This is a genomic window from Reyranella massiliensis 521 (assembly GCF_000312425.1).
Taxonomy (GTDB): Bacteria; Pseudomonadota; Alphaproteobacteria; order Reyranellales; family Reyranellaceae; genus Reyranella; species Reyranella massiliensis.
Window position 1 is genome coordinate 5,546,317 of record NZ_HE997181.1, and the last position, 17,191, is coordinate 5,563,507.

Sequence of the window (17,191 nt, forward strand, 5' to 3'; positions counted from 1 at the left end):
CGTCAGTGGCCGAGGTAGCTCTTGCGCAAGTCGGGATGCTCCGCGAGTTCCGCTGCCAGGCCCTGCAGCGCAATGCGGCCGTTTTCCAGGACATAGGCGCGGTGGGCGATGGTGAGCGACTGCATGACATTCTGCTCGACCAGCAGGATCGAGAGGCCGTCGGCATTGAGGCGGCCGATCAAGGCGAACATTTCTTCGACCAGCAGGGGCGAGAGGCCGAGCGAGGGTTCGTCGAGGATCAGCAGCCGAGGCTCGGCCATCAGGCCGCGGCCGATCGCCAGCATCTGCTGCTCGCCGCCCGAGAGCGTGCCGGCGGCCTGGCGCAGCCGTTCGCGCAGCCGCGGGAAGGTCGTCAGCACGCGCTCCAGATTCCGTGCCCGAGTGGGCTTACCGCGGCGGTAGCTGCCGAGTTCGAGATTGTCGCGCACCGTCAGATTGGGAAAGACGCGCCGACCTTCAGGCACCTGTACGAGGCCGCTTTCAACGATCCGCATCGACGGGGTGCCGGCGATGTCCTTGCCATCGAACCGGATCGCGCCACCAAATGGCCGGTAGAGGCCGGAGATGTTGTTGTTCAAGGTCGACTTGCCCGCGCCATTGCTGCCCAGCAGGGCCACGATCTCACCTGCCGCGACGGTGAGGTCGATGCCGCGCAACACCTCGATCGGGCCGTAGCCGGCGCGCAAGGCGGCGACCTCAAGCACGCAGCACCTTGGCGGCGCCGGGGCCGAGATAGGCTTCGACGACCTGCGGGTTCTCGGCGATGGCGGCGGGCGTGCCCTCGGCGATCATGCGGCCCTGGTTCAGCACATAGACCCGCTCGGCAAGCGATGTGACGGCCTGCATCACATGCTCGATCAGCAGGATCGTGACGCCGGAAGCGCGGATATCCTCGATGACGCCTACGATCTCGACGATTTCCGTCGGGTTGAGGCCCGCCATCACCTCGTCGAGCAGCAACAGGCGCGGCCCCGTCGCCAGCGCCCGGGCGAGTTCCAGCCGCTTGCGGCCGGCCACGGTGAGGTCGGCGCCGCGCCGGTGGAGCTGGTCGGCCATGCCGACTATGGCCGCGACCGCCTCGGCGTCGCGAGCCGCCTGATGGCGGTCGGCGGTGCGGAAGTAGGCGCCGACCATGATGTTCTCGCGCACGCTGATTCCCGCGAAGGGCTGCGTGATCTGGAAGGTGCGGACCATGCCGGCGGCACAGATGCGGTGCGGCGCCAGGCCGGTGATCGCCTTGCCGTCGAAGGCGACCGTGCCGGCGTCGGGCCGATGGAAGCCGGCGATGGTGGCGAACAGGGTCGTCTTGCCGGCGCCGTTCGGTCCAATGAGTCCCACGATCTCGCCCTGCCTCACGTCGAGCGAAGCGTGATCCACGGCCTTGAGGCCGCCGAAGGCCTTCGAGATGTCGCGCACCTCAAGCACGCGCCGGCCCTCGACGGAACAGTCCCATCAGCCCATTGGGCAGGCGGGCCACGATCAGGATCAGCATGATGCCGTAGACGATGAGGCTGAGGGGTTGGACGTTCTTCAGCGCCGGCACAACGCTCGCCAGCCAGCGCGTCGCCTCGTTGATGCCCATTAGAGTGAAGGAGCCGATCAGGGGACCGAAGATGGTGCCGGCGCCGCCCACCATACTGACCAGCAGCATCTCGACCGATTTATCGACGCCGAAGGCGATGGAAGGATCGATGTAGAGATACTTCTGCGCATAGAAGGTGCCGCCGGCGGCGCACATCGCGCCCGAGAGGGTCAGCACCTTCACCTTTTCGGCGAAGACGTCGATGCCCAGCGCCCGCGCCGCATCCTCGTTCTCGCGAATGGCGACCAGGCGCGCGCCGAAGCGGCTGCGCGTCAGGTGCCAGGCGATGGCCACCGAGACGAGGCAGAGGAGGAGGGCGAGATAGTAGATCCAGATCGGGTCCTTGAACTGGAAGTTGATCGGCCGCTGGTCGGCCTTGATCAGCATGCCCAGTCCGCCCTTGGTGAAGGGCACTGAGTTGGCGAGGATGCGAAAGACCTCGGCGAAAGCCAGGGTGATCAGCGCGAAGTAGGAGCCGCGCAGGCCGGCGCGGAAGGAGAGCACGGCGATCATCCAGCCAACGACACCGCCCATCGCCGTGGCGACCGGCCAGGCGAGCCAGGGGTTCCAGCCGTAGGTCACCTGCAGGATCGTCGAGGTGTAGGCGCCGGTGCCGAAGAAGACGACATGGCCGAACGAGGTCTGGCCTGCGAAGCCGCCGGCGATGTTCCAGGACTGGCCGATGAAGGCGGTGAAGAACACCAGCATGCCGATATTCACCAGATAGTTCGGCACCAGCAGCGGATAGACGAGGGCTGCTGCGAGACCGACCATGCAGAGCAGCGTCGCGCGGCTCACGCCTTGCTCCCGAACAGGCCGGTGGGCTTCAGCAGCAGGATCAGGATGAAGATCAGCGAGATGCCGATCTGGCCCAGTTGTTCGCCGAGGAACAGTCCCCCCAACGATTCGGTGACGCCGATCACCAGACCGCCGACCGCCGCACCGACGAAGCTCCCCATGCCGCCCAGCACGACGATGGTGAAGGCGACGAGCACGAAGGCGTGGCCCGAGGAGGGCGTAACGTAGTAGGTCGGCATCAGCAGGCAGGCTGCCGCACCGAGACAGGCGATGCCGATGCCGTAGGAGACGGCGAAGACCGTCTCGACATCGATACCGACCAGCCGCGCGCCCTGCCGTTCCTTGGCGACGGCACGGATCGCCTTGCCGGTGTCGCTGAAGGCCATGTAGAGCGCGAGCGCGGTGCAGAGGATCAGCGAGGCGACAAAGGAGATGATCTTGGGCAGCGGCAGGAAGGCCGCGCCCAGCTCGACGAAGGTGCCGGCATAGGGAACGTCTATCGTCTGCGTGTTGCCGCCGAAGAAGAGGAGGGCGGCATTGTCGAACACGATCGAGAGGCCGAGGGTGATCAGCAGGATGTTTTCGTCGCGGCCGTGATTGTAGCGGCCGATCAGCAGTCGATAGAGGACGAAGCCGAAGGCAAAGGAGCCGGCGATCACCAGCGGCAGCGCGGCATAGGGATCGATGCCGGCCAGCCGCCACAGCCAGAAGACGGCGTACATGGCCAGCATCAGCAGGCTGCCATGCGCGAAGTTGATGATGTGCAGCACGCCGTAGATCAGCGTGAGGCCCACTGCCACCAGTACATAGATGCCACCAGCCAGCAGGCCGTTCAGGACGCCGGCAAGGAGGAAGGCGGGATCGAGCACGCCGGTTGCGCGCCCGCTCTCAGCCGAATTTCGGCTTGGGGAACACCGCCTTGGCCGAGGCAAATTCCTCGGGGGCGATCACCTCGATATCGCCCTTGAGCGATTGCATGACGGCTGGCCGCCCGCCCTGGTTCTGGCCGTTCACGAACTTGGTCGGGCCGTAAGGTAGCAGGTCGGCCTTGTAGGTCGAGGCGGCGAGGGCCGCGGTGAGCTTCTCCTTGTCCGCCGACCCTGCATGTTCAAGCGCGTCGGCCAGCAGCATCACGTTGGAGTAGGTCAGATAGACCTCGAAGGTGAAGAGCGCGCCCGCAGCTTCGACACGCTTCTTCAATTCCTGCGCCTTGGCGCTCTTCGGGTTGAACCAGTGGTTGACGTCCATCATGTACTGCGAGACGTCGGGCATGTCCTTGACGAACTTGTAATTGAAGCCGCCGCCCAGGATCGAATAGAAGCCCGCGACATTGACCTTCTGCTGGAACAGCGTGCGCGCCAGCAGCATGTACTCGTTGCCGTAGTTTGACATCATCACGATGTCCGGCGCCATGGACCGGATGCGCAGGGCGATGTTGTCGAAGTTGCGCGTCGGATTGTCGTGCGCGATCAGCTCCTTCGCCGTGATCCCGACCGACGGAAGCTTGCCGGCCAGCAGCTTGGCGGTTCCGGTGCCGAACTCGCCCGATTCGTGGACGATAACCGCGGTCTTGGCGACATTGTTGGCGGCCTTGTTCAGGGCGCCCAGCGAGGCGATGCCGTCGTCGACGCACACACCGAAACCGGGCTTCAAGCGGAACACGTTCTTCAGGCCACGATTCACGATCAGGTCCGAGGCGCCGACGTCGATCAGGAAGGGCGTGTTGTACTTGGCGGCGGCCTGGCTGGCGGCGATGCCGACAGGGCTCTGGAAGCAGCCGATATAGGCCGCGACGCCCTGTTCGTTCATCTTCTCGACTTCACTCACGCCCACTTCGACCTTGGACTGGCTGTCGCCCAGCAAGGCCTCGAGCTTGGCGCCGCCCATCGACTTGATGCCGCCCGCCTTGTTCACGTCCTCGACGGCCATGGTGCCGCCCAACCGGCTCTGCTGGCCGTTGTAGGCGACGAACCCCGTCACCGGATGGATCATGCCGACTTTTACGGCGGCCGCCTGCGCGCCGCCGATCGACGGAAACCCGAGGGAGCCGGTGGCCAGTACGGCCGTTCCGGCGACGAACCCACGACGCGAAATCCGAACGCTCACGTGCTTTTTCATCGTGAAGCCTCTTCTTGGTTCCCTGAGGCGAACGCTACGACAGCGACTGCCAGGGAGCAATCGCGATGCCAACTCGGGGCCAAACTCAGGATTGCAGGACAGAGCGCAAGTCGCTCACGCGGTCGAGGGTCAGGATCTTCTGCCGTGCCGCGTCGGCTGTCTCGTGCGACCACACGCGCGCCGTGAGGGAGAAGTACTTGGCCGTGAGTTCTTCCCGCGAATAGGGGTCCTGGTCGTCGCCGCGATTGGCTTCCACCGCCGCCGTGAGCGTGCGGCCGTCGCGCAGCCTGAGATCGACCCGGGCGGGGCGGACCTGCGGCAAGCGCGAGGTCATCGCCTTGTCCTCGACCACGAAGACCCGCTTGGCGAGGGCCTGCACGCGCTCGTCCCGCAAGGCATCCCAGGTGAAGTTCTCGACGGCGGAAGAGCCACGAACCAGCCGGGTTGCCACGGCGAAGGGCACGGAGAACTTGGCGCCCAGCGTGTTGCGCGGCGCCTGGTCGTCGAGTTCGGCGGCGTAGAGATAGCTCGCGACATCGACGCGCTCGACAGCATCGGGGGCGACCCGCTCGCGTGCGAGCAGGAGATCGAGGGCATCCAGCGCGCCGTGATTGTAGCGGCAGCAGGAATGGAGCTTGAAATAGTTATGGTCGATCTGCCAGTCGCGGCCGAGCCCGTCGATCATCTTCGCCGTGTCGAAGGTCTCCGATACGACCCGGCCGAACACGCTCGACAGCCCGTCGCGTTCGCCAACGAACCCTGCTTCGATCAGGTCTATCGCCATCAGCGCCATGCGGTTCGAGATGCCGGCATAGGCATTCCGTACCGTGCCGCCCTCCAGCATGGTCCGCTTGGAGGTGGCAAGCGTCAGCGAAGACGCGACGTTGATCGTCTCGCGAATCCGGGCGGCATCGTAGCCCAGCAGCTTCGCGACGGCGGTGGCGGCGCCCACCGTGCCCCAGGTGCCGTGCGGATGCATGTCGGGTCGAAGCGCGGCGGCGATGCCGATGCGCGCGCCGATCTCGTAGCCCAGGATCAAGGCTTCCATCACGGCCTTGCCTGAGAGCCCCTTGATCTCGGCCAGTGCCCACACGGCGGGCAGGGCATGGATGGCGGGATGACCCTTGGCGAAGCGGTTGCCTTCGTCCATTTCGAGGAAGGTGCCGGCCGTGCCGTTCAGGAAGGCGGCCGCGGCGGACACGGCTTTCTTGTCCGTGCCGATCACCGATGCCTCGCCCGCCGGGCTGACGGCGAGCTTGGCCGTCAGCGCCTGCATCTCCGGTTCCGCCGCACCGCCGGCAATAGCGCCGATCGTGTCGAGCATGACGTAGGAGGTTTGTTCGACCGTCGCCGGTTTCAGTGATTCCAGGCGGAAGTCGGCGACGAAGGAAGCCAGGGTGTCGAGCCAGAAGGCGGTCACGGCGTCAGCCCATCATCGTGTCGATATAGTGCCGGGCAACTTCGCCGGGCGTGGCCTGCCAGGCATTGCCGAAGCGCTCGACCCGGCGCAGGGCCTCGTCGAGATACTTGATGCGGTGCGCCATGCCCATCAGCCACGGGTGGATCGACAGGTTGAACACCTGACCGCCCTCGTGGTGCAGCAGCTCGAACGCCTCGCCCACGATGTCGGGATAGCGCGTGGTCGGGATGCGGCGCAGCCAGAGTTGCTGCACGTCGTCCCACTCCGGCTGGTTGGGCAGCGAGACGAACTTCCGTCCACCTACTTTCATCGGATAGGGCTGATCGTCGTTCGGCCAGTCGAGTGCGTAGTCGAGCCCCGCCTCGGCCAGCAAACCGGGCGTGCGGGTGCTTTCGCCATAGTCCTGGCCGAGCCAGCCGGTCGGGCGCACGCCGGAAGCTTTCTCGACGGCGGCAATCGAGGATTCGATCTCCGCTTTTTCTTCGGCCTCGGTCATCTTCGAGGTGATCATGCGGTTAGCCGAATGGCCGTGCGCGATGAACTCGTATTTCCGCTTCTTGAACTGCTCGATCAGGAAGGGGTAGCGCTCGGCGGCCAGTGCATTCACCGCCACGCCGGCACGGATCTGATAGCGGTCGAGCACGTCGAGCACCCGAAAGATGCCGACCCGGTTGCCATACTCACGCTGTGTCCAGGTGCGGTAGTCGGGCACGAAACTGCCGTACTCGCCGACATAGCGCGGGTCCTTATGACTCTTCTCGTCCGGCAGCAGTTCCCAGTATTCGAGATGCAGCAGTACGAAGGAGGCAACGCGGGCATTGCGCGGCCAATTGAGCTTCGGCCGGAGCGGAAACGGCGAATAGTCGTACCAGGGATTGTCCATCCCGGCCCTGAGCGGCGGCGGGTTCTTGGGGATATTATTGGGAGGGGTGCTCATCTCACGCCTCCTTCCCGAGATGTTGCTGGAAGGGTTTCAGCCCATTGGCGACGTACCAGTCGAGAATCTCCTCGGCGGTGCAAACCCAGGCATCCTTGTGCTTGCGAATGTAGGAAAGTGCCCGGTCGAGGTGTCTCAGCCGATGCGGCGCACCCATCATGTAGGGATGCAGGGCGATGCACATGACGCGGCCATTCTCCTGGCCCTCGCGATAGACCGTGTCGAAATGATCGATGATCATCTGCGCGAATTCCTCCGCCTCGACCGGCTGGCGGTAGATCAGCGCATCGTTGAGATCCATCGTATAGGGCACGTGGATCAGGGTTCCGTGCTTGGTGACCAGCGGCGTCGGCTGGTCGTCGTGATAGAAGTCGCAGAAATAGTCGAGGCCGGCTTCCTTCACGAGATCGGGGGTGGCCATGGTGTTGGAGATCGCCGGCGAGAACCAGCCGCGCAGCTTGCGGCCGGTCAGGCGCAGGTGCGTCGCCTTGCTGTGTTCGATGACCTCGCGCTCTTCTTGTTCGCTGTAGCCCCAGTGATAGCGCGTGTTGAAGTAGCCGTGGCTCATATACTCCCAGCGGCGCGCTTCCATCGCCTCCAGGATCTCGGGATACATCTCGATCACCGACATGGAGAGCGAGACGGTGCAGCGCACATTGTGCTTGTCCAGCACCTCGAACATGCGCCACAGGCCGACACGGTTGCCGTAGTCACGGCCGCCATAGCCCAGCACGTCGGGATGGGGCATGCGCGGCCAGGGATTACGGACACGCACCTCGGCCGGCACATACTCGTAATGTTCGATGTTGGGGCAAACCCAGACGGCGACCCGTGCATTGTTGGGCCAAGAGAGCTTCGGCCGCGCGACGACGGGGGAATAGCCGAATCTGTAAGGGTCCATCCTGGTGCTTTCTCTCCCTTGTTGGCGCGGCAAGTGCATCATGCGATTGACGTAGGCGCAACAGCTTGCATCCTTATTCGCATGGCGGACCGATTAAGCTTCACCCTCAATGATCAGCCGGTCGAGATTACGGGCATCTCACCGATGACGACCCTGCTCGACTGGCTGCGCGACCGTCGCGGGCTGCGCGGCACCAAGGAGGGCTGTGCGGAGGGCGACTGCGGCGCCTGCACCGTCGTCCTGGAGCGCGAGGATGGGCGGCGCGAGGCCGTGAATTCCTGCATCGCCCTGTTGGGCCAGGTCGACGGACTGTCTGTGCGCACGGTCGAGGGCCTGTGCGGCGTCGATGGGGGCGCCCACCCGGTGCAGGTCGCGATGGCGGAAGCAGACGCCACCCAGTGCGGCTTCTGTACGCCGGGTTTCGTCATGTCGGCCTATGCCTTCGCCGCTGGGGGCGAGAAAGCCGAGGCCGATACGGTTCATGAAGCGCTGGCAGGCAATCTCTGCCGGTGCACAGGCTATCGACCGATCGTGGAGGCCATGGGCCGCGTTGTCGGGCTCGCGATCGATCCGCCGCCGGCTCCGGCAGTGCGCCCGGCATCGGCTGCAATCGATGGCGTCTTCTTCGCACCGCGCTCGCTCGACGAGTTGCTGACGCTGCGCAGCATGTATCCCGGCGCGAGACTGCTGGCCGGCGGCACCGACCTGGGGCTCGACGCCAGCCGGGCCCGCAAGCCGCCGTCCACCATCATCCATCTCGCGCATGTCGCCGAGCTGAAGGGAATAGCTGCCGACGACGAGAAGATCACGATCGGCGCAGCCGTCACCTACACCGAGGCCGCGCCGACGCTGATCGAGGCCTTTCCGGCCTTGCGTCCCTATCTCTCGCGGCTGGGTTCGCGGCAGATCCGGAATCTCGGTACCCTCGGCGGCAATGTCGGCAACGCCTCGCCCATCGGCGACATGCCGCCTGTTCTGATCGCGCTGGAGGCCAGCGTCAGACTGGTGTCGGGCCGCGGCGCTCGCGACCTGCCCCTCGAAGAGTTCTTTGTCGGCTACCGCAAGACGGCGCTGGCGCCCGACGAGGTGATCCAGAGCCTGTCGATGCCGCGCCTGTGGCCGGGTGAAGTCTTCTTCTGCGACAAGGTGAGCAAGCGGCGCGACCAGGATATTTCGACCGTCGCCGCGGCTTACCGTCTGCGGATCAAGGACGGCCGGATCGAGGACGCCCGTGTCGGCTTCGGCGGCATGGCGGCGACGCCAAAGCGGGCAACGCATGTCGAGGCGGCCTTGAAGGCGGAAGGTTTCGCGGCGGCCATCGCAGCGGTCGCCAACGACTTCCAGCCACTCAGCGATTGGCGCGGCACGGCCAGCTACCGTCTTCAGGTCGCGGCCAATCTGCTGCGCCGGCTGGAGCTCCGCATTGCCGAGCCGGCGCGTGTGTTGGAGCTCGAAGCCCTGTGAACGCCAAGGTCGGAACTGCACAGCGCCACGACAGTGCGTTGAAGCACGTCACCGGACAGGCGCTCTATATCGACGACATGCCCGAGCCCCCCGGCACGCTGCACGGCGCGCTGGTGCTGAGCACAGTGGCCTGCGGTCGGCTGAAGAAGCTCGACCTCGCGGCGGCGGCGATATCGCCCGGTGTGAGCGCGGTGCTGGCGGCGGGCGACATTCCCGGTACGAACGATGTCGCAGCGGTCGGTCAAGGTGAGCCGCTGTTCGCAGTGAATCGTGTCGACTATGCCGGCCAGCCGTTGGCGCTGATCGTCGCCGAGAGCCTCGATGCCGCGCGGGCAGCCGTCGAGCGCGCTGTGGTCGAGATCGAGGAGGAAGAGCCCATCCTCGATATCGCGACGGCGCTCGCGAAAAAGGCCTATGTCCAGGCGCCAGCCACGTTGTTGCGAGGCGATCCAGAGGGCACCCTGCAACGTGCGCCGCATCGGCTGACCGCCGAGTTCAGCGTCGGCGGGCAGGAGCATTTCTACCTCGAGGGCCAGATCGCCTTTGCCCTACCGGGCGAGGATGGCGACATCGTCGTGCATTCCTCGACCCAGCATCCGACGGAAGTGCAGCACATCTGCGCGCGCCTGCTGGGCTGCGACTTCAATCGCATCACCGCCGTCGTGCGCCGTCTCGGTGGCGGCTTCGGCGGCAAGGAAAGCAACGCCTCGTGGGTGGCGGGTGCTGCGGCGCTTGCGGCCAACCACACCCGCCGGCCGGTGAAGCTTCGCCTGCCGCGCGAGATCGACATGATCGCCACCGGCAAGCGGCACGGCTTCGATTACCGCTACACGGTGGGCTTCGACAACGAGGGTCGGGTGCTGGCGCTCGATGCCGAGCTGGCGGCCGATGCCGGCTGGAGCCTCGATCTCACGCCGGGCGTCGTGGCGCGGGCGCTCACGCATACCGACAACGCCTACTGGATCCCGCATTTCCGCGCCGTCGGCTATGCCTGCCGCACCAACAGGCAGTCCAACACAGCCTTCCGGGGCTTCGGTGGTCCGCAGGGCGTCGTGGTGATGGAGGATGCGCTGGACCGCATTGCCCATCGACTGGCGCGTAATCCCAACGACGTCCGCGCGCTCAACTTCTACGCCGAAGGGAAGGACGAGACGCCCTACGGCCAGAAGGTCGACGAGAACCATCTGTTGCGCTGTTGGGCCGAAGTGAAGACAGGCGGTGCGTTGGAACGGCGGCGCGCCGAGGTCGATGCGTTCAATACCGGCCATCCGGTGTTGAAGCGCGGGCTCGGGCTGTTCCCCCTGAAGTTCGGCATCTCCTTCAATCTGCCGCACATGAACCAGGCGGGGGCGCTGGTTCATGTCTACACCGACGGCTCCATCCGCCTGAACCATGGCGGTACCGAGATGGGGCAGGGCCTCTTCATCAAGGTGGCGCAGGTCGTGGCCGAGGTGTTCAAGGTGGATATCGACCGTATCCGGCCGAGCGCAACGTCGACCGCCGAAGTTCCCAACACGTCACCGACGGCGGCTTCGACGGGCTCCGATCTCAATGGCTGGGCGGCCTGGGAAGCGGCCAACACGATCAAGCAGCGCATGACGGCCTTCGCCGCGGAGCATTTCGGCGTCGCGCAAGACGACATCGAGTTCGCCGATGGCAATGTCCGCATCGCCAAGCCCGGTAGCAATCAGGTGCTGACTTTCGGCGAGCTGGCAAAGCTCTGCTGGCTGGGGCGTGTTTCGCTTTCCTCCACTGGCTTCTACAAGACGCCCAAGATCCACTGGGATCCCGTGGCGATGCGCGGCCGGCCGTTCTTCTATTTCTCCTTCGGCGCGGCCATGGCCGAGGTGGCGATCGACACGCTGACCGGCGAGAGCCGCGTGCTGCGTGTCGACCTCGTGCAGGATTGCGGCGAGTCGCTCAATCCGGCGATCGACCTCGGCCAGATCGAAGGTGCTTTCGTGCAAGGGCAGGGGTGGCTCACCTGCGAGGAATTGTGGTGGGACGCCAAGGGCCGTCTCAAGACAGTGGGACCGTCGACCTACAAGATCCCCGGCAGCCGCGACGTGCCGCCTGTCTTCAATGTGAAGATGCTTGCCGATGCGCCGTCGCGCGAGGCGACGATCTTCCGTTCCAAGGCGGTGGGCGAGCCGCCATTGATGCTGGCGACCGCCGTGTGGACGGCACTCAAGGATGCAATCGGCGCCGCCACGAATCGCCGCGCGCCGGTACGTCTCGATGCGCCGGCTACACCCGAGCGCGTGCTCGCGGCGATCGAGAGGGCGCGAACAGTCGCTCGATGAGTTCGCCGAGCGCGCGGTCCATGGCGCGTCGTGCTGCTTTTTCGTCTTTCGCCTCCGCGACCCAGAGAGCGGCTTCGTTGGAGGCGCCGGAGAGCAGGAAGGTGAGAGGCTCGATAGCCAGCGCCGGATCGGGCCGCTCCTCCAGTACCGCGGCAATACCCTCGCGCAGGGAGCGCACGCCATGTGGCGCGTCGATTTCGCGCCAACGGTGCCAGCCCAGAACGGCGGGCGCGTCGATCAGGTAGATGCGCCGGACCGCCGGATCGAGACAGGCATCGAGGAAGGCGCGCATGCCCTCGACCAGCGTTTCCAACGGAGTGCGAGCGGGCACAGCGGTGTCGTCGATCATCGTGGCGATCCCGCGCGCCACCTCTTCGACGACAGCCTCGAAGAGATCACGCTTGTCCCTGAAGTGATGATAGAGCGCGCCGCGCGTCACCTTAGCCCGCTTCACGATCTCCTCGGTTGCCGCCGCTTCGTAGCCGGCGGTCGCAAAGATCGCCCGTGCTTCCTTGAGGAGGGCGGCGCGAGTCGCGGCCAGCCGCTCGGCCTGAGTACGGGACGAGATCCGGGGTCTTGACATACATACATCCTGTATCTAACTTCATGAACATACAGATTGTATGTAAACCGCAACCATGGAGAGAGCAATGCAACTCAACGAGTTTTACACCGTGCTTTGCACCGACGATGTGGCCGGCACGGTTGCCTTCTGGGAGCACCACTTTGGGCTGCGCCGTGTCTTCGAGAGTGACTGGTATGTCCATCTCGTCGGCGATGGTCAGGCCAGACCCAACCTCGCGATCCTTGATTGCCGCCACGAAACCATCCCGGTGGCGTTTCGCGGCAAGAAGGCATCCGGTCTGCTGGTGAACCTCGAAGTCGCCGACGTCGATGCCGAGTTTGCGAAAGCACAGGCAGCCGGCCTCAAGATCCATCTCACCCTGCGGGACGAACCTTTCGGCCAGCGGCACTTCATCACCGAAGATCCGAACGGCATTGCCATCGACGTCATCAAGCCGATTCCGCCCAGCGCCGAGTACGCCAAGCTCTACGAGGCGGAATCGTTGCCGCGATAAGGCTGCCTGCATCTCGACTCCCGCGCCATCGACGATAAGGTGGCGGCCGCTTTTGCAATCGGGAGGTCGAGATGGACGTACGGATGGATGGCCGCGTGGCCGTGATCACCGGGGCGAGCACAGGGCTCGGCCTCGCCATGGCCAAGGAATTCGCGGCGTCGGGCGCGTCGGTGGCGTTGCTGGCGCGCAAGGCCGACGTGCTCGCCAAGGCCAAGGCCGAAGTGGCCAAAGCCGCGGGCAAGGCCAACATCAAGATCGAGGCCTATTCGTGCGACGTCTCCAAGGCGGCACCCATCGCCGAGACCTGGAAGAAGATCGAGGCCGAGTTCGGCAAGGTCGACATCGTGGTCAACAATGCCGGCATCAGCCACGCCAAGCCGTTCGACACGGTGACCGATGAGGATTGGCAAGGCGATCTCGACCTCAAGCTGTTCGCCGCCATCCGCATGATCCGCCATGCGCTGCCCGGCATGCGCGAGCGCAAGTGGGGCCGCATCGTCAACGTGCTGAACATCGGCGCCAAGGCACCGACGGCCAACTCGACGCCGACCAGCGTCAGCCGCGCGGCGGGCCTGGCGCTCACCAAGGCCCTCTCCCAGGAGAATGCAAAGGACAATATCCTCGTGAACGCGATGCTGGTCGGCCTGATCGAGAGCGATCAGTGGGAACGCCGCCACAAGACCGCCGCGGGCGAGGGCAAGACCTACGAGGAGTTCCTGGCCGGCATGGCCAAGGGCCGTATCCCGATCGGCCGCATGGGCAAGGCCGAGGAATTCGCGCGCATGGCCTGCTTCCTCTGCTCCGACGCCGGCTCCTTCATCACCGGCGTCGCCATCAACGTCGACGGCGGCGCGAGCCCGGTCGTCTAGGCCGGCGCGACGTTCCAGTCGCGGCGCAGTTTCTCGAGATCCTGCTCGATCCAATCCCAGACGTTCCAGTCTGGGGCGAAGAGGTCGATGGTCATGTCGTGGCCACGTGCCCAGGCATGCCAGAACTCGTTCGGGTCGAAGCCGCCTCTGGCCGGCGTGGCGACGTCGTTGAACCTGACGCCGAGATGGCCGTTGAAGATGACCGGCAGGATGTGGCCGGCCATGGGATTGATCGGATGCATCGCCGCGGTGAAGGTCGAGACCAGGATCTCGCCGCGGTAGCTCGTGTCATAGCCTGAAATGATGTGGGTGGCGTCGTGCGGTGTGGCGAAGCCCGAGTTGAGCGCGCCCGGGTCGCCGGGGAACGGGTAGCCGTTGTTCTTGTCGAAGTCCCAGAGCGCCTTGCCGAACGTGTTCTGCGGTAGCTTGCCCAGCGCCTCGTAGCGCGCGACCAGGGCCGGGTCGGCCTTGTCGCCTTTGTAGGGCAGGATCCATTCCACCGGATCGGGACGGGTGCCCCATGGCCCGCTGACGACGCTTTCGGCATTGCGCATCGTCATGTCGGCGATCGCCCAGGCCATGTGGCCCGACGCTGCCTCGACCATCTGCGTCAGATAGGCCTCCTCGATGTCGAGCGCCCGCGCATAGGCCAGTACCGACTTGAGCTTCTCCGGATCGAGTGTGCCGTCGACCATCACCATGATGGCGAGATAGCGCAGTGCCTCGTGCGCCAAATCGCGGTCCTTCAGCAGCCGGGCCAAATCGGCCGGCTCGACCGCGGGCAAGGCCCCGATATCGGTGAGATCGTATCGGCGCAGCAGGTAACGACCTGCTGCGAGAATGCTCGCCGTGTCGGCGTGGCTGATGGCGTGACCGCCGGCCAACGCCACCTGGCGCATGGCCCCCAGGATGGCGTCGCTTTCGGGACGGTCGACGGGGCGCACGCGGGCTAGCGCAGCGGTTCGAGGATGCTCACATAGTTGGCGACGGCTGCGCCGCCCATGTTGAACACGCCGCCGAGCTTGGCCTTCGGCAGCTGCATGCCTTCCGGCGCCGTTCCCGAGAGCTGCATGGCCGACATCACGTGCATGCTGACGCCCGTCGCGCCGACCGGATGGCCCTTGGCCTTGAGGCCGCCCGAGACGTTGACCGGCAGCTTGCCGTCGCGCTCGACCCAGCCTTCGTGAATCGCCCGCTCGCCTTCGCCCGGTGCGGTGAGGCCCATCGCTTCGTACTCGATCAGCTCGGCCGAGGTGAAGCAGTCGTGGCTTTCGACGAAGGAGAGATCGAGCAGGTCGAGATGCGCCGACTTCAATGCCTGCTGCCAGGCGCGCTGCGGGCCTTCGAACTTGATGATGTCGCGCTTGCTCATCGGCAGGAAGTCATTGACGTGCTCGGCGGCGCGGAAGGCGATCGCCTGTTTCATCCCCAGCGCGGTGCCGACGTCGGTCAGCACTACGGCCGCGGCGCCATCGGTGACGGGCGAGCAGTCCGTGCGCTTCAGCGGACCGGCGACGAACGGGTTCTTGTCCGACGGCGTGCGGCAGAAGTCGTAGGCGAACTCCTTCTGGAAATGCGCGAAGGGATTCTTGGCGCCGTTCTTGTGGGCCTTGACCGCGATCTTGGCGAGCGCGTCCGACTTGTCGCCGTAGCGCTGGAAGTAGGTCGAGGTGATCTTGCCGAAGATGCCGGCAAAGCCTGCCTCGATGTTCGCTTCCTCGGCGACATACGACGCCTTGATCAGGACGTCGCCGGCCTGGGCGGAATTCAGTTCGGTCATCTTCTCGACACCGACTACCAGCACGAAGCGCGCCTTGCCGGCTGCGAGCGTGTTCAGCCCCATGTGGATGGCGGCCGATCCGGTGGCGCAGGCATTCTCGACGCGGGTGCTGGGCTTGAAGCGCAGGTCGGGATGGGCCTGCAGCGGCAGCGAGGAGTGGAACTCCTGGCGCACGAAGCCGCCGTTCATGTTGCCGACGTAGATGACGTCGACGTCCCTGGGCTCGATCCCGGCATGGGCGATGGCGTCGCTCGCGGCCTTTACGATCAGCGATTCGCTGGTCTCGCCGTCGAGCTTGCCGAACTTGCCGTGGGACCAACCGACGATACAGGCCGTCATGGGAACTCTCCTTTGCTCAGTTGCCGTGACCCTAGACGCCGCCTCAAGTCAGGTCGAGGGGCGGCTCGGGATGTCAGGTAAGTGCATATACACTTATATAGCGAAACGGTCTGCGCAAGGAGGTCTTCGCGACGCCCCATTTTCGCCGCGCGGCGGGTATTGACTGAAGCTCGCATCCGGAGCCCAACTGCAATATGGCAGACACCAATCCGTCACCCACTCCCCAACCGGAACGTCCGGCGGCGCGTTGGCCGTGGATTCTGGGCGGCCTGCTGGGTGGCTTCTTCCTCCTGGCCTTCGGTCTCGGCCTCGGCTGGTACCTTTTCTATCGTCCGATCGTGAACGTGGCGGTGCAGCTTCCCGCACCGCCGGCGCCTCCCGCGCCTCCGGGACCCGATGCCGCACAGGTGAAGGCGCTCGAGGATCAGATCGAGAAGCAGAAGGCGGCCAACAAGCAGATCGAGGAGCAGATCGCAGTCCTCAAGGATCGTCTGCGCGCCGATGTCTGCACGGCGAAGGACCCGCAAGGTAAGACGCCACCAGCCTCGACGCCTGTGCCGCCCGGCGGCCAGAAGACGTGACGAACCTGCCTGACGAGCAGACCTGACGTCAGATCAGCAAAAGAAATCGTTGCTCATCACGAAAGCGAGCTTCAATCTGCTCGGATAGGTTAATAAGCCGAGTGGGGGAGCTTGAAGCTCAGGGGAATCAATTGGCGCGGAGCGATGCTGGCCGTCAGCATGGCTCTGCTGGCCGGTGCATGCGATCTGAAGCGCGCCGCCGTTCTCGATCCCAAGGGGCCGATTGCGCTCGCCGAGCGCGACCTCCTCTTCGATGCCTTCTGCGTGATGATGATCGTGATCGTCCCGGTCATCATCCTGACCTTGTGGTTCGCCTGGCGTTATCGGGCCTCCAACACCAGCGCACAGTACACACCGACCTGGTCCAATTCGGTCAAGATCGACGCGTTCGTCTGGTCGATTCCGGCCATTATCGTCATCTCCCTCGGCGTGCTGCTGTGGCGCAGCACCTACAAGCTCGATCCTTACCGTCCGATTGAGAATGCCGGTCCGGCGATCGAAGTGCAGGTCGTGGCGCAGGACTGGAAGTGGCTGTTCATCTATCCCGAACAGGGCATCGCCGTGGTGAACCAGCTCGCTTTCCCGGCGGGGCGGCCGTTGAGCCTGCGGATTACCTCCGACACGGTGATGAACTCCTTCTACGTCCCGCAGCTCGCCGGCCAGATCTACGCCATGGCCGGCATGCAGACGCGGCTGCAGCTCCTGGCCGACCAGCCCGGCAAGTTCGTCGGCCGTAACAGCCAGTATTCGGGCGGCGGCTATTCGGATCAGCATTTCGAGGTGGTGTCGCTAAGTCAGGGCGATTTCGACGCCTGGGTCGCGAAGGCCAAAGAGGCGCCGGGCCGCCTCGACGCGCAAACCTATCCGGCGCAGGCGGCCAAGAGCCGCGCCGTTCCCATCACCTACTATTCGGCGGTCGAGCCCGGTCTCTACGACCAGATCATCGCCAAGTACCGGCACAGCGGCCACGCCCATACCCAGAGCCAGGGGCAGGGCACCAACGTTCCGGCCCGGAGATAG

Annotated in this window: 17 protein-coding genes; 6 read left to right on the forward strand and 11 right to left on the reverse strand. The window is 65.1% G+C overall.

From position 1 onward, the window contains the following. Nucleotides 1-2: 2 nt before the first annotated feature. The 8 genes from BN60_RS27095 to BN60_RS27130 all read right to left on the reverse strand — a co-directional run bounded on the left by BN60_RS27095 (nucleotide 3) and on the right by BN60_RS27130 (nucleotide 7,756). Nucleotides 3-704 (reverse strand): ABC transporter ATP-binding protein, encoded by a 702-nt coding sequence (locus BN60_RS27095; protein ID WP_020699332.1) that lies wholly within the window; start codon nucleotides 702-704, stop codon nucleotides 3-5. Further along, entirely contained in the window at nucleotides 697-1,425 is a 729-nt protein-coding gene (locus BN60_RS27100) for an ABC transporter ATP-binding protein (RefSeq protein WP_020699333.1), read from the reverse strand. Before BN60_RS27100 ends, BN60_RS27095 begins: the two co-directional genes overlap by 8 nt. Continuing rightward, nucleotides 1,418-2,380, reverse strand: coding sequence for a branched-chain amino acid ABC transporter permease (locus tag BN60_RS27105; RefSeq protein WP_020699334.1), 963 nt, complete (start codon nucleotides 2,378-2,380; stop codon nucleotides 1,418-1,420). Before BN60_RS27105 ends, BN60_RS27100 begins: the two co-directional genes overlap by 8 nt. Beyond that, on the reverse strand, nucleotides 2,377-3,249 hold the full coding sequence (locus BN60_RS27110; protein ID WP_020699335.1) for a branched-chain amino acid ABC transporter permease: 873 nt from the start codon (nucleotides 3,247-3,249) through the stop codon (nucleotides 2,377-2,379). Before BN60_RS27110 ends, BN60_RS27105 begins: the two co-directional genes overlap by 4 nt. Before the next feature lie 19 nt (nucleotides 3,250-3,268). Then, on the reverse strand, nucleotides 3,269-4,498 hold the full coding sequence (locus BN60_RS27115) for an ABC transporter substrate-binding protein (RefSeq protein ID WP_020699336.1): 1,230 nt from the start codon (nucleotides 4,496-4,498) through the stop codon (nucleotides 3,269-3,271). A gap of 85 nt (nucleotides 4,499-4,583) precedes the next feature. Then, nucleotides 4,584-5,918 carry an MmgE/PrpD family protein gene (locus BN60_RS27120; protein WP_020699337.1) on the reverse strand — a complete coding sequence of 445 codons (1,335 nt, stop codon included), beginning with the start codon at nucleotides 5,916-5,918 and terminating at the stop codon, nucleotides 4,584-4,586. A gap of 4 nt (nucleotides 5,919-5,922) precedes the next feature. Then, entirely contained in the window at nucleotides 5,923-6,855 is a 933-nt protein-coding gene (locus tag BN60_RS27125) for a polysaccharide deacetylase family protein (protein ID WP_020699338.1), read from the reverse strand. A gap of 1 nt (nucleotide 6,856) precedes the next feature. After that, nucleotides 6,857-7,756 carry a polysaccharide deacetylase family protein gene (locus tag BN60_RS27130; protein ID WP_020699339.1) on the reverse strand — a complete coding sequence of 300 codons (900 nt, stop codon included), beginning with the start codon at nucleotides 7,754-7,756 and terminating at the stop codon, nucleotides 6,857-6,859. Nucleotides 7,757-7,837: 81 nt separating this feature from the next. Here BN60_RS27130 and xdhA point away from each other — a divergent pair, with 81 nt between their 5' ends. Together xdhA and xdhB are read left to right on the forward strand one after the other, a co-directional pair. Then, complete coding sequence (gene xdhA, locus BN60_RS27135) at nucleotides 7,838-9,220, forward strand: xanthine dehydrogenase small subunit (RefSeq protein ID WP_020699340.1); 1,383 nt, start codon at nucleotides 7,838-7,840, stop codon at nucleotides 9,218-9,220. Then, nucleotides 9,217-11,523, forward strand: a complete 2,307-nt coding sequence (gene xdhB / locus BN60_RS27140; RefSeq protein ID WP_020699341.1) for a xanthine dehydrogenase molybdopterin binding subunit — start codon at nucleotides 9,217-9,219, stop codon at nucleotides 11,521-11,523. The genes xdhA and xdhB overlap by 4 nt, the downstream gene beginning before the upstream one ends. On the opposite strand, the gene BN60_RS27145 is transcribed toward xdhB, so the two are convergent. After that, nucleotides 11,468-12,106, reverse strand: a complete 639-nt coding sequence (locus BN60_RS27145; protein WP_020699342.1) for a TetR/AcrR family transcriptional regulator — start codon at nucleotides 12,104-12,106, stop codon at nucleotides 11,468-11,470. The genes xdhB and BN60_RS27145 overlap by 56 nt on opposite strands. A gap of 67 nt (nucleotides 12,107-12,173) precedes the next feature. Between BN60_RS27145 and BN60_RS27150 the strand changes: the two genes are divergently transcribed. Further along, a complete protein-coding gene (locus tag BN60_RS27150; RefSeq protein ID WP_020699343.1) occupies nucleotides 12,174-12,602 on the forward strand; it encodes a VOC family protein in 429 nt (142 codons plus the stop codon). Between the two features lie 71 nt (nucleotides 12,603-12,673). Next, nucleotides 12,674-13,471, forward strand: a complete 798-nt coding sequence (locus tag BN60_RS27155) for an SDR family oxidoreductase (protein ID WP_020699344.1) — start codon at nucleotides 12,674-12,676, stop codon at nucleotides 13,469-13,471. Here BN60_RS27155 and BN60_RS27160 read toward each other — a convergent pair. Both BN60_RS27160 and BN60_RS27165 read right to left on the reverse strand, forming a co-directional pair. Then, complete coding sequence (locus BN60_RS27160; RefSeq protein WP_020699345.1) at nucleotides 13,468-14,415, reverse strand: hypothetical protein; 948 nt, start codon at nucleotides 14,413-14,415, stop codon at nucleotides 13,468-13,470. The genes BN60_RS27155 and BN60_RS27160 overlap by 4 nt on opposite strands. Nucleotides 14,416-14,420: 5 nt before the next feature. After that, nucleotides 14,421-15,590, reverse strand: a complete 1,170-nt coding sequence (locus BN60_RS27165; RefSeq protein ID WP_020699346.1) for an acetyl-CoA acetyltransferase — start codon at nucleotides 15,588-15,590, stop codon at nucleotides 14,421-14,423. 194 nt (nucleotides 15,591-15,784) lie between these two features. On the opposite strand from BN60_RS27165, the gene BN60_RS27170 reads away from it, so the two are divergent. Further along, nucleotides 15,785-16,171: a hypothetical protein gene (locus tag BN60_RS27170; RefSeq protein WP_020699347.1), complete on the forward strand. Its 387-nt coding sequence runs from the start codon at nucleotides 15,785-15,787 to the stop codon at nucleotides 16,169-16,171. A gap of 144 nt (nucleotides 16,172-16,315) precedes the next feature. Continuing rightward, nucleotides 16,316-17,191: a ubiquinol oxidase subunit II gene (cyoA, locus tag BN60_RS27175; RefSeq protein ID WP_020699348.1), complete on the forward strand. Its 876-nt coding sequence runs from the start codon at nucleotides 16,316-16,318 to the stop codon at nucleotides 17,189-17,191.

Bases quoted from the DNA above. Each gene is read 5' to 3' on its own strand.
- BN60_RS27115 (WP_020699336.1), bottom strand. From the start codon at position 4,498: ATGAAAAAGCACGTGAGCGTTCGGATTTCGCGTCGTGGGTTCGTCGCC.
- BN60_RS27125 (WP_020699338.1), bottom strand. From the start codon at position 6,855: ATGAGCACCCCTCCCAATAATATCCCCAAGAACCCGCCGCCGCTCAGG.
- BN60_RS27130 (WP_020699339.1), bottom strand. From the start codon at position 7,756: ATGGACCCTTACAGATTCGGCTATTCCCCCGTCGTCGCGCGGCCGAAG.
- xdhA (WP_020699340.1), top strand. From the start codon at position 7,838: ATGGCGGACCGATTAAGCTTCACCCTCAATGATCAGCCGGTCGAGATT.
- BN60_RS27145 (WP_020699342.1), bottom strand. From the start codon at position 12,106: ATGTCAAGACCCCGGATCTCGTCCCGTACTCAGGCCGAGCGGCTGGCC.
- BN60_RS27150 (WP_020699343.1), top strand. From the start codon at position 12,174: ATGCAACTCAACGAGTTTTACACCGTGCTTTGCACCGACGATGTGGCC.
- BN60_RS27155 (WP_020699344.1), top strand. From the start codon at position 12,674: ATGGACGTACGGATGGATGGCCGCGTGGCCGTGATCACCGGGGCGAGC.
- BN60_RS27165 (WP_020699346.1), bottom strand. From the start codon at position 15,590: ATGACGGCCTGTATCGTCGGTTGGTCCCACGGCAAGTTCGGCAAGCTC.
- BN60_RS27170 (WP_020699347.1), top strand. From the start codon at position 15,785: ATGGCAGACACCAATCCGTCACCCACTCCCCAACCGGAACGTCCGGCG.
- cyoA (WP_020699348.1), top strand. From the start codon at position 16,316: ATGCTGGCCGTCAGCATGGCTCTGCTGGCCGGTGCATGCGATCTGAAG.